Annotated in this window: 10 protein-coding genes, 2 tRNA genes and 3 rRNA genes; 1 reads left to right on the top strand and 14 read right to left on the bottom strand. The window is 45.3% G+C overall.

Annotation, left to right across the window (positions count from 1 at the left end):
• From BLU30_RS14405 to BLU30_RS13860, 11 genes are all read right to left on the bottom strand, one after another.
• Positions 1 to 365 (bottom strand): transposase (locus BLU30_RS14405; protein ID WP_207648020.1); only part of this gene is annotated, 365 nt, incomplete at its 3' end.
• Positions 366 to 807: 442 nt separating this feature from the next.
• Positions 808 to 899 (bottom strand) — tRNA-Ser (locus BLU30_RS13910).
• 88 nt (positions 900 to 987) lie between these two features.
• A tRNA-Ser gene (locus tag BLU30_RS13905) sits at positions 988 to 1,076 on the bottom strand.
• Positions 1,077 to 1,154: 78 nt separating this feature from the next.
• Positions 1,155 to 2,219: a branched-chain amino acid aminotransferase gene (locus BLU30_RS13900; protein ID WP_090247277.1), complete on the bottom strand. Its 1,065-nt coding sequence runs from the start codon at positions 2,217 to 2,219 to the stop codon at positions 1,155 to 1,157.
• Between the two features lie 88 nt (positions 2,220 to 2,307).
• Positions 2,308 to 3,687, bottom strand: coding sequence for an ArnT family glycosyltransferase (locus BLU30_RS13895; RefSeq protein WP_090247275.1), 1,380 nt, complete (start codon positions 3,685 to 3,687; stop codon positions 2,308 to 2,310).
• A gap of 168 nt (positions 3,688 to 3,855) precedes the next feature.
• The gene (locus BLU30_RS13885) at positions 3,856 to 4,206 is read right to left on the bottom strand and encodes an EamA family transporter (RefSeq protein ID WP_332583268.1); all 351 of its coding nucleotides are present in this window, start codon (positions 4,204 to 4,206) and stop codon (positions 3,856 to 3,858) included.
• Positions 4,196 to 4,543, bottom strand: a complete 348-nt coding sequence (locus tag BLU30_RS13880; RefSeq protein WP_090247272.1) for a transporter — start codon at positions 4,541 to 4,543, stop codon at positions 4,196 to 4,198. The genes BLU30_RS13885 and BLU30_RS13880 overlap by 11 nt, the downstream gene beginning before the upstream one ends.
• Positions 4,530 to 5,486 carry a glycosyltransferase gene (locus tag BLU30_RS13875; RefSeq protein WP_090247271.1) on the bottom strand — a complete coding sequence of 319 codons (957 nt, stop codon included), beginning with the start codon at positions 5,484 to 5,486 and terminating at the stop codon, positions 4,530 to 4,532. Before BLU30_RS13875 ends, BLU30_RS13880 begins: the two co-directional genes overlap by 14 nt.
• Entirely contained in the window at positions 5,486 to 6,604 is a 1,119-nt protein-coding gene (locus BLU30_RS13870; RefSeq protein ID WP_090247269.1) for an ATP-grasp domain-containing protein, read from the bottom strand. Before BLU30_RS13870 ends, BLU30_RS13875 begins: the two co-directional genes overlap by 1 nt.
• Before the next feature lie 12 nt (positions 6,605 to 6,616).
• The gene (rffA, locus tag BLU30_RS13865) at positions 6,617 to 7,744 is read right to left on the bottom strand and encodes a dTDP-4-amino-4,6-dideoxygalactose transaminase (protein WP_090247268.1); all 1,128 of its coding nucleotides are present in this window, start codon (positions 7,742 to 7,744) and stop codon (positions 6,617 to 6,619) included.
• A 138-nt stretch (positions 7,745 to 7,882) separates the two neighbouring features.
• Entirely contained in the window at positions 7,883 to 9,007 is a 1,125-nt protein-coding gene (locus tag BLU30_RS13860; protein ID WP_090247266.1) for a G5 domain-containing protein, read from the bottom strand.
• A gap of 113 nt (positions 9,008 to 9,120) precedes the next feature.
• On the opposite strand from BLU30_RS13860, the gene mutY reads away from it, so the two are divergent.
• Positions 9,121 to 10,191, top strand: coding sequence for an A/G-specific adenine glycosylase (gene mutY, locus BLU30_RS13855; RefSeq protein WP_090247265.1), 1,071 nt, complete (start codon positions 9,121 to 9,123; stop codon positions 10,189 to 10,191).
• A 74-nt stretch (positions 10,192 to 10,265) separates the two neighbouring features.
• Here the strand turns inward: mutY and rrf (BLU30_RS13850) are convergent.
• The 3 genes from rrf (BLU30_RS13850) to BLU30_RS13840 all read right to left on the bottom strand — a co-directional run.
• Positions 10,266 to 10,382, bottom strand: a 5S ribosomal RNA gene (gene rrf, locus BLU30_RS13850).
• Between the two features lie 49 nt (positions 10,383 to 10,431).
• Positions 10,432 to 10,548 (bottom strand): 5S ribosomal RNA (rrf, locus tag BLU30_RS13845).
• Positions 10,549 to 10,770: 222 nt separating this feature from the next.
• Positions 10,771 to 10,913: ribosomal RNA gene (locus BLU30_RS13840) — 23S ribosomal RNA — on the bottom strand; the annotation flags it as partial.

Genomic DNA, 10,913 nt, shown 5'->3' with positions numbered 1-10,913 from the left:
CCCAGGTTTTTAAGCCTGAGAATTTCTCGATAATCAATCATGGTTATCGACCTCCTTAATGAATTTACACAAGAATCTGTGTTTACATCCATTATAGGAGATGCTCTTCCTATCGGAAATGCCTGCACTGAATTTTCGGAAACAGGTGCTCTGAATTTCCGGATACGCCAATTATAAATGGTAGCATGGTTATAACCAATATCTTCGTATACTGATTTTACGCTTTCGCCCATTTCAAAGCACCGCTTGATGGCCTCAAGTTTTACCTCAAAGGATGGATTTCTTGGATGTTCAAAAGGATGAATCGTGAGGAGTTGCTTTCTTTTTGGTTTCTGCTTCCCTTCCAGTGCAATCCAAGTGTACAATTGGTGACGACTTGGATCATTCAGTTGGTGAACGACTTTACACACGGATTTAACTCGGTGAAGTAAGTTTAAGGCTTTTTTAATTGCTCTTCTTTACTGTACAATTTTAACTCCTTTTAGAATCCGTTTGATTGCCAGCTTTTTGTCCGCATTTCCCTCCCCCAAATAGGGTCAGGGGTCTTTGCCATTTGCATATGGATGTGAATGGCCGCCTCTTTTCTATCAATTTTCGTTACTTCTACTCCTTCCAATCCGAGTCATTCATTGATATAATCTTTATTGAGTAAGATGGTTCCTCCTTGAGTACGGTCTGGTCGCTTTATTCTAACGGATATGAACCATTCATGCTCATTTTTTGCAAAAAAAATACTGAGGTAGTTCTACCCCAATATTTACTATAAAACAAAAAACACCAACCCAAAGGTTGATGCGTAATATACGATGGCGGAGAAGGTGGGATTTGAACCCACGCACCGCGTTAACGGCCTATACCCTTAGCAGGGGCACCTCTTATAGCCACTTGAGTACTTCTCCATCAATACAATCCCCATCCCTGCTATTCAGAATGGTTCATCTTGTTTATTCATTATAACAGATACCATGACATTGGTCAAAAAAAATCTGGCCGAGAGGGTGGGATTCGAACCCACGTGGGCTTGCACCCTAACGGTTTTCAAGACCGCCCCGTTATGACCGCTTCGGTACCTCTCGATGTGATGCGATACTTATTATAACAGGGGCTTTCGCCCCTGTCAATAGCTTTTTCACATCAATCATTTTTTAGTTGATTTAGCAAACTTTAACAATCCATCCGAAGGTATCTTCCTCGGAACCACGTTGAATCCCACAAAGGGTATCGTAGATTTTTTGAGCGGATTCCCCAATTTCGTCATTGTTGAAAATCATATCTTCACCCTCAAAGTTCAATCTGCCAATGGGTGATACTACAGCAGCAGTTCCCATGCCGAAAACTTCTTCAACCTTACCCTGATGATACAACTCGACAAACTCTTTAATGGAAATGACCCGTTCCTCAACCGTTTCTCCCCAGCTTTTAAGAAGCTCGATGATGCTTTTTCGGGTAATCCCTGGAAGAATGGTGCCCGTCAGCTTGGGGGTCACAAATTTTCCATCAATTTTAAACATCACATTACACGATCCCACCTCTTCAATATTCTGGCGGGTCGCACCGTCCAGCCATAGTGTTTCTTCATAGCCCGCTTCATGGGCTTTGGCACTGGCAGCCAGGCTGCCGGCATAATTCCCCCCACATTTCGCTTCTCCTGTTCCACCAACCACGGTTCTGGCATAAACCTTTTCAATATGCATCATCGCCGGCTTCAGGCCAGTTTCGTAGTAAGCTCCCACAGGGCATAGGATGATAAAGAACTTATAAGTCTGACTGACACGCACCCCAATATAAGGATCTGTCGCAAAGACAAAGGGACGAATATACAAGGATGTCCCAGGTGCCGTTGGGATCCAATCCTTCTCCAATGCTACCAGCTGCTTCAGGGCATCCAACACAAAGGCCTCATCAATCTGAGGGATACACATCCGTTCATTTGACCGATTCATCCGCGCCAGATTTTCTGTTGGGCGAAATAATTGAATGCTGCCGTCCTCTGTTTTATAGGCCTTCAGCCCTTCAAAGACTTCCTGAGCATAGTGAAACACACTACAGGCCGGTTCAAGGGCGATGGGACCATAGGGAAGGATTTGAGCGTCGTGCCAACCCAGACCTTCGGTATACTCCATTGTAAACATATGATCCGTAAAGCATGTCCCGAAGGGAAGATTTCCTTCATCAGGTTTTTTTTTCGGATTCTCTGTTTCGATAACCTTTATTTCCATTGTTCTCCACTCCAATCTTAATATCTTCTTATAAGTATAGCAATTGTTGTATACAATACACAAGGGGTAATCTAAAATTTTCTATTCCTTATCCATGATAATAATTAAACAGCGTGCCGCACAATGCCACAAAGGATACACAGGACACCATCCCCATCAAGCCTTCTTGTACTGGTAACTGCCAATGCATCCGTAAAAGCATCAATTTCTCATTAATCCATTCCTGAAACCAAATGTATCCCCAGGTAATCAGATAGAGCAGCGGAATCAGCAAGGTAATAATATAACGCCCTTGGGGCTGATAATCACTGGTGTAAGAGTAGTATATTCCAATGGATACAGGCATCAGAATTGCCAGGAATAATGTCATCCCCCAGATCCAATCATAACTCCCCATTCCCTTGCGCTTGGTGCACCACCAACAAAAAAAAGCACAAATCAATCCCCCCAGGACCATTCCCCCCATAAGTAGATAGGACGCCATGGACATCGCAATACTCGCATTCCCGAAAACGCCAATAATACTGATAACACTATTAAACAGCCACCCCCTCGATCCATGACCATAAAGGGTAATGGGACCGATTAGCATCTGTAATAAGGAATACCCCTGGTTTTGTGGGGTCATATGAGCCGAGGGCTTAAAGTCAGGCTGGGCAAGCTTCTCGGCCAGGGCATTACTGGCTGCAAGCCCCAGGAAGTCCCCATCATAAAGAATAGCACTGCGGACAAACCACCAGCCGGCCAAAACCGCACAGATTCCGATAATCATCAATCCATAGCCCAGGAATCTTTTGAGGGGCCATTTTTTCCGATTCAGATAATACTCGGCAGCATATAAAAAAGCCGAACAAAAAATAAATCCATAGGCATTGTAATAGGATAAAAAACAAAGGGATAGCCCAAGGGCAAGAACAATACAGCTTCTTAAATCCCACTCTCTCTGATGCCCCAGAATCCAGGCATAAAAAATAAGCGTCGCCGCGAAAAAGGCCAGGGCATCATTATTGACATAGGCGTTAATAAAGATGACCTCCGGCCAAAGACAGAGCAAAACCGGAAAAAGGAATTGATATTTCCCAGGAAAAGCCCGGCGTCCAATGGCCAGAGCCAGAATTGCCGTCCCTGTCCCGAATAGGACATTGCACACCCGGGCAGACAGATACAGACTATTTTCCGGCATCCCAAAGAAAGCCCCAATTTTCATGGCAACAGCGGCAATTTGATAGGCCAGAATGGGTTGATAGGCATAGGATTGTCCCCAGGTCCGATTTACGATTTCCGGATGATCCCCCAGGGGCAAGGTGCCATGGTTAAAGATAAACTTGGGAATCAGATATCGCATTTGCTCATCCGGCGCCTGATTAAAGGGGATGAGGATCGCCCAGCACATATAAATTGTAAAGATAAAGAGAATGAAGAGGATTTCCAGATAATAATTCTTACAAAACCTAGTGATTTGGGTCATTGGGGTCCCTCCGTAAAATCATGGCAATCCAAAAAACAAGAAAAAGAATGGTAGCTAATCCTAACCATATATCGAAGATCACATTGCCCGTTGTCATGATGGCTGGAACAACCTTCCACAAAACCGCTATAAACAGCAGCAATGTCAGAATGCTTAAAAGTCCCTTTCCTACCATAACGCATACACCAAAATCCCCAATACAATTAAGACATTGCCAATAACTTTCTTTTTAGAAAATTTCTCCTTTAAGACCATGGCACCCAATACCGCCACATAAACATAACCGGTGCATTCAATGACAGGCCCCAGAGAAAGGGGCACCCCACGATAGGCATAGGTGGTCAAAAGGGTAGAACCAAAGAAAAGGCCATAGGCCAGAATAACCCGAACATTCAGATATTCCCGGATTAAACTGTCATATTCCTTATTGGCACTGATTTTTAAAACGATCTGAGAAATGGACGAGACGAGCACCGAAATCAGAAAAATCAAGATAAAAGGCCACATTTCATGCATCATCAGTCACCACCAGATAAATCCCTGCAATAATGACAATCGCACCGACCACCATCCCTGGACGCAGAGTTTCCCCAAACAAGACCATGCCCCAGACAATCCCCCAAATAATAACCACTGCTTTATTGGCAAAGGCCACCGTCAGGGGCATGCGGCGCAGCACCTGCTGCCACAGCAATGCATAAACAACTAAAATAACCAACACCAAGCCATAATACAAAATAAAACCGGCTGAAAGGAAATCAAAGCCTGCTGCCATTTTAGAACACACCGCACTTAACGAATAGATGAATAAAAGTCCGTGCAAAAATAGGAAATCCTTGGCCTTAATCGAATTCATGGTGTCCCTCCTGGGTGATGACATTGCGCACAATAAACTGCGGTGCATTATTCATGCTAATATAGACCCGGCCAACGTACTCACCCACCAGGCCCAGAAGCACCATATTGACCCCACCCAGAAAGACCACTGCAGAAATCAGTGAGGGCCAGCCGCTAATTTCGCTGGGATTGACAAATTGCATCACAATGGTATAAATCCCATAAATAAAGCCCAATAGTGCAATCACAAAGCCTAAGATCGTGGCAATGCGCAGGGGTTTGACCGAAAAGGCCGTAAACCCATCTAACCATAGGGAAATGAGCTTTCCAAAGGTGTAGCCAGATTCTCCCGCTTCCCTTGATTTATGGTGAATGGGAGCAGAGGACACATTCCGAGTGACTCGTATCACCAGACCATCCACATAGGGGTAGGGTTTATCGTACTTCACCACCTCATCAATGACCTTTCGGATGGCACAAAAATAACTGGTAAACACCAAATTGCGGGGTTTACCAATGAGGTGATCCGCCATAATATCATTAATCTTTGACCCAAAATTACGAAACCAGCTATGCTGCTTATTGTCATATAACGCATAAACCACATCATAACCCTCTTTGAGCTGATCAACCAGAGTGAACATTTGCTTGGGATCTGTCTGTCCGTCGTCATCCAGATTGATAACCAAATCCCCGGTAACTTCGTGGTATCCCGCCATGATGGCAGAGGCCTGGCCGAAATTACGCATGAGGTTAACGACGACCACTTCCGGATTCACTGCCGCAATTTGTTCTAAAACACTATAGGTATCATCTGGAGATCCATCGTTTACCAGGATAATTTCATAATCGTATTCCGGTCGTGTTCTCACCGTATCCTGAATGTCCGTTACAACAGATGTGATCGTCTGTTCCGAGCGATAGCAGGGAATCACAAAGGATATTTTTTCTTTTTTTGGCATCAAATCCTCCAATCACCACGATAAATATAAAATCCATGCCGGTTTGAGCTGTCTGTCACCACTTCGCTGCCCATCGGCACATTGTCAAAATCAGTTGTTAGGATATCCTGGGGCCGGGTAGCCTTTAAGGCCGCATACTGTGTCCGATCCTCTTCTCCAAAGATAAAGCGGATAGCCACAGGTTCTGGTTTTCTCTTTAAAGTGAAATCCGGTGCCTGACCACAGGCAATATCCACCACCATCCCCACAAAATCCACTCCCGTGGACACCGGCACAAGATGGGAGCCAATACAGTCTCCCCCCATACGCCCACCAATTTCGATGATGCGAATATCCCCATCCATCACCTTAATTTCAGAATGGGAGGCCCCATAACGAATCCCCAATGAATCCAGGGCATGGAAAACCACCACACGGATGGCCTCCAGACATTCTTCAGATACTTCGGCGGGCTGGCAATGGCCCGTCTCAATGAAATGAGGACTTCCTGTGGTCCATTTCTGGGTAAGGGCCAGAAAAGAATGTTTTCCCTCCCAGGAAACACACTCCACACTGTACTCCTGACCCCCGATATATTCCTCAATCATAACTTTTTTTTCAAAGGAATCCTGTAATGCTGCTTCAATGGCCGGTTGAAGGGTCTCTGGTGTCTCCACCCGGGTAACCCCCCGGCTTCCTGAACGATCTGTAGGTTTTACAATCAGGGGATAACAAAGGGATACATCCTCAGCCAGGGTTGATTCATCCCCCTCCATAAAACCTGGAATGGGATCATTCCCTGTCAAAAGGGCCTGGCGCATTTTATACTTATTGGTGCTGATTTCCGAGCATTGGATTGAATTGGCCGTCAGACCCATTTTTTCAGCCACATAACTCACCGCAATACACGCCAGATCCGAACCAATGGAGCAAATCCCGGAAATCCCCTCTTTTCCACAAATTTCCAGAATTTTATCCTTTTCGGTAATACTGATGTCATAAAAAACATCTGCCGTACGTTCCCCCACATCCCCGGCCTTCCAGGCAAACACATGGGTTTCATAGCCCTTTTCCTTGGCCTTTAAAATCAAAGGATTCTGAAAGGCGCTGGCTCCGATAATTGCAATTTTCTGTTTCATAAGGTCCCCCACTTAACGATAAAAGGCCTTAACCGCATCCACCACCTGATCCCGATCCTTTTCCTCCAGGCCATAGTACATGGGCAGCCGCAATATGCGTTCACTTTCCGCCGTGGTAAAACGATCCTCCCCATGAAAGCGTCCAACCCGACGCCCTTCCGGAGCTGTGTGCAAGGGAATATAATGGAAAATCGCCTGGACCCCCGATGCCTTCATATGGGCCATCAATGCCGTTCGTTCTTCTAAATCTGCCGCCTTAATATAAAACATATGGGCATTGTGAGTGCATTCCGTTGGAATGGTCGGTAAGGTAATCCTGCCCGTTTCCGACAGGGGTGCCAAAGCCTCGTAATAATAGTTCCAACTGTTCAGGCGATCACGGTTAATGGCCTGGGCCTCCTGGAGCTGAGCCCACAAATAGGCTGCATTCATATCGCTGGGTAAATAGGAGGAGCCGGTTTCCACCCAAGTGTATTTATCGATTTCCCCCCGGAAAAAGCGACTTCGATTTGTCCCCTTTTCCCGGATGATTTCCGCGGTTTCCACATAATCCGGTGATCCCATCACCAGGGCACCACCTTCTCCCATGCTATAATTCTTCGTTTCATGGAAGCTAAAGCACCCTAAGTCCCCCAGTGTTCCCAATGGCTTCCCCTTATAGAAAGCCATTACTCCCTGGGCGGCATCCTCCACCACCTTTAATCCATGTTTTTTCGCAATGGCATTGATTGAATCCATCTCACAAGCGACACCCGCATAATGTACCGGGACAATGGCAATGGTCTTATCCGTGATAGCATCCTCAATCAAGGTTTCATCAAGATTAAGGGTGTCCGGACGAATATCCACAAAAACGACCTGTGCCCCACGCAGGACAAAGGCATTGGCCGTAGAAACGAAGGTATAGGCGGGCATAATAACCTCATCCCCGGGTTTGATATTCAACAATAATGCGGCCATTTCCAAGGCGTGGGTACAAGAGGTGGTCAACAATACTGGGCTTCCTCCCAGCTGGTTTTCAAACCACTGACTACAGCACTTGGTAAACGCACCATCCCCACTAATCTGTTTATTGTCGATGGCTTCTTTAATATACTTAAATTCAGTCCCAAGAAAGGGAGGTTTATTGAATGAAATCATAAATTAAAATGACAACTCCTTTGTGCATTGCATTAATTAATGGTTTTATTATACCCTATGGATTGCTTTAAATGTGAAACAAATGCCTAAAACATCAAAAAAACCTGTATTTCTACAGGTTTCTTGGATAAGTATTAATTACTTTTCATTGAAGTACCAGTTCCCACCAGCAATTTGTACTGATCCACTGGTCTGATAGCTTCTGAAACTTAAATAATTGTGGCTTCGCTTCCCACCGACCATGCAGTCTGTAACAGCCTGACGGACCTCTGGTAAAGCGGCCCCCATATATTTGGAATAATCGCCATCTAAGTATGCTGCAAATTGGCCTGGTGCCTTAATCACACTGATGACATCGCCACCACCCCAGCTGCCAACATCGGCACGGTTCATCATACAGGAGATAACGGCTAACGCCCCCTCATAGGTATGTCCTCCTTCTTGGGCGACTACCGCACTGATGAGGTCCATATTGCTGCCTGGATCCTCGGTTCTATTTCCTGTGGATAAATTACCACCACCAGGAAGCTTCGTTCCAACTTCAACAACCTGGTTTACTGGAGCTTTCAGCGTAACCTTCGCAAGAGTATTACGGGCAACCTCCTGCCCATCGCGGTAGGTCACCTGATCCACCACATTCTCCAGCCCATTGACCCCAGGTGTGGTAATATTCTGCACATCTGTCCCCAGTTGATCGTTCACTGTTTCTTCAACCCCAAAGGGAATTTGGTCTTCCCGGGCCTCTGTCTTCACCTCAATACGTGCCACACTGATTTGGCTGACATCGGTGGTCAGCACATCATTCTTTGCGGGCGTTACTTCATCGTTTTCGTCCACGTTCAGCTTTAGCTCGTCCAGAAGATCCCCCACCGTCTTGGCGGTAGAATCAAAATCAACGGACTTGCCATCTGCAATAACCGTTCCCTTAACGTTTTTAGTGACATTTACCACATCAACATCTTTAGCCAATTTACTTAAGTCTGTATCTACGGTATAATCATCAGTAATGTTGACTCCTTCATTCTGAAGAATCTCCTCAATAGGGGTCATTAGCGCTGCAGAAACGGTCTTGGTTTGAACCGCTCCGATAGCAGACTTTTCTTTGGAGTCCACATTAATTTGAATATTTTTTGTTACATTAAAGGCGCAGGTCAGCCCCATGGCAACGACGAAAAGAAAGAGCGAAAAAAGCGTGATTGCTTCTTTCCGATGTCTTCGAATCGCCCCTAGCGCAAGACCTGCCGTTTGTTTAATCTTATCCATATAAACACCTTTCTAAAAGATTATCATCGAATTTTCATTTCCTGTGTTATTGTAACAAAATATATCGAAATTGTCAATAAATCTGTATCAAAATTGTAACAAACGGAGGATAAATGGAGAGAAAGCAACAATTCGCAAGTGATTTAGTCCATTGGTTTCAAGAAAACAAACGTGATCTTCCCTTTCGGAAAACCAAAGATCCTTATTCTATCTGGATCTCAGAAATCATGGCTCAGCAAACTCAAATTGACACCTTAATTCCTTACTATAAGCAATTCATCCAGAAATTCCCCGATGTATCCACACTGGCTGCCGCTGAAGAAAGCGATGTTCTAAAAGCCTGGGAAGGTTTAGGTTATTATTCAAGAGCCAAAAATCTTCATAAAGCGGCAAAGAAAATTATGGAAGAACATCATGGTCGTTTCCCTGGGAATTATGAAGAAATCCTGGCACTACCCGGTGTGGGACCTTATACTGGTGGTGCCATTGCCAGCATTGCTCTTGGACTTCAGGTCTCAGCGGTGGATGGCAATGTCCTGCGGGTGATTACACGCTTTAATAATTGGAAAGATGATATTGCCCAAGGTCCTACAAAGAAAAAAGTCACCCAGTGGGTTGATGCGGCTTTACCCCTTCATCCCGGTGATTTTAATGAAGGATTAATGGAGTTAGGGGCCCTGATTTGCACCCCCAAAGCGCCTTCCTGTCTACTTTGCCCCGTTCGAGAGGCGTGCTCTGCCTTTGCCTCTGGTACGACAGAGGAGGTCCCTGTAAAAACAAAGAAAATCAAGCAAAAACGCCTGCCCATGGAGGTTGGACTTCTATACGATTTAGAAGGTATTTATATTCTCAAACGGCCTGATTCGGGGTTGTTATCAGGGCTGTGGAGCTTCCCGATTTGTGAAGCCAGCACAGTGCCCGGGGATTCCATTACCCACTACCTTGAGGCGTGTTTTTCAACTCTTCCGCCTGCCCAACTGTTGGGAAAGGAGAAACATGTTTTCTCCCATATCATCTGGGATATGTCCATCTATGGCTTTCATCTTAATGGACTACAGGTGAGAGAACCTCAATGCCAATACCGGGATAATACGACTTTTGTATCCTGGGCTGATCTGGAAGAACAGATCACACTACCCGTTGCCTTTTCTAAGCTTCTGCGCTTTATTCGAATTAAAAAGTAATGCTACAAAAAGAGGATTCACCAGCAACGGTAAATCCTCTTTTTTAATATTTATCATTTATCAAAAAATTAAAAAATCCGCAACGTCCTATCCTCCCGGCCAGTTACCCAGCAAGTACTTTCGGCGCTGTGGAGCTTAACTTCTGTGTTCGGTATGGGAACAGGTGTGCCCTCCACGCTATCGTCACGGATTAAATATCATTGTAATATGCAAAGATCCTAATGTATAAAGAGCCATTAGATTGCGCGACGTTCTATCCTCCCAGGCAGTCACCCACCAAGTACTTTCGACGCTAAAAGGCTTAACTTCTGTGTTCGGTATGGGAACAGGTGTACCCCTCTTGCTATCGTCACGCAATCTAAGTGCTCTTTATTCGCTTCTTTTTCGGATGGTATTTGTCATCACTTTTCTTTCATCCTTTTCGGATGAAAAGTGCTGCCAAATGCCTTCGGACCGTTACCGTGCCTTATTCGCTTCCGCTCATAGGACAAGGCACTCCGTCTTCGTCTGACGCTTCCGCGTCGTCTCAGCCGACGGTCCTTCAAAACAGCATACAGAGTGTTAAGATTATGTCTTGATTGGATCAAGACCTCGGCCGATTAGTACTGGTCAGCTCCATACGTTACCGTACTTCCACCTCCAGCCTATCTACCTGGTCGTCTTCCAGTGGCCTTACTTCTTTCGAATGAGATATCTTATCTTAAGGGGGGCTTCGTGCTTAG

The organism is Eubacterium barkeri (assembly GCF_900107125.1).
Classification (GTDB): domain Bacteria; phylum Bacillota; class Clostridia; order Eubacteriales; family Eubacteriaceae; genus Eubacterium_O; species Eubacterium_O barkeri.
The sequence above is the reverse complement of the archived record's forward strand: the minus strand, read 5'-3'. Positions and strand labels throughout refer to the sequence as shown.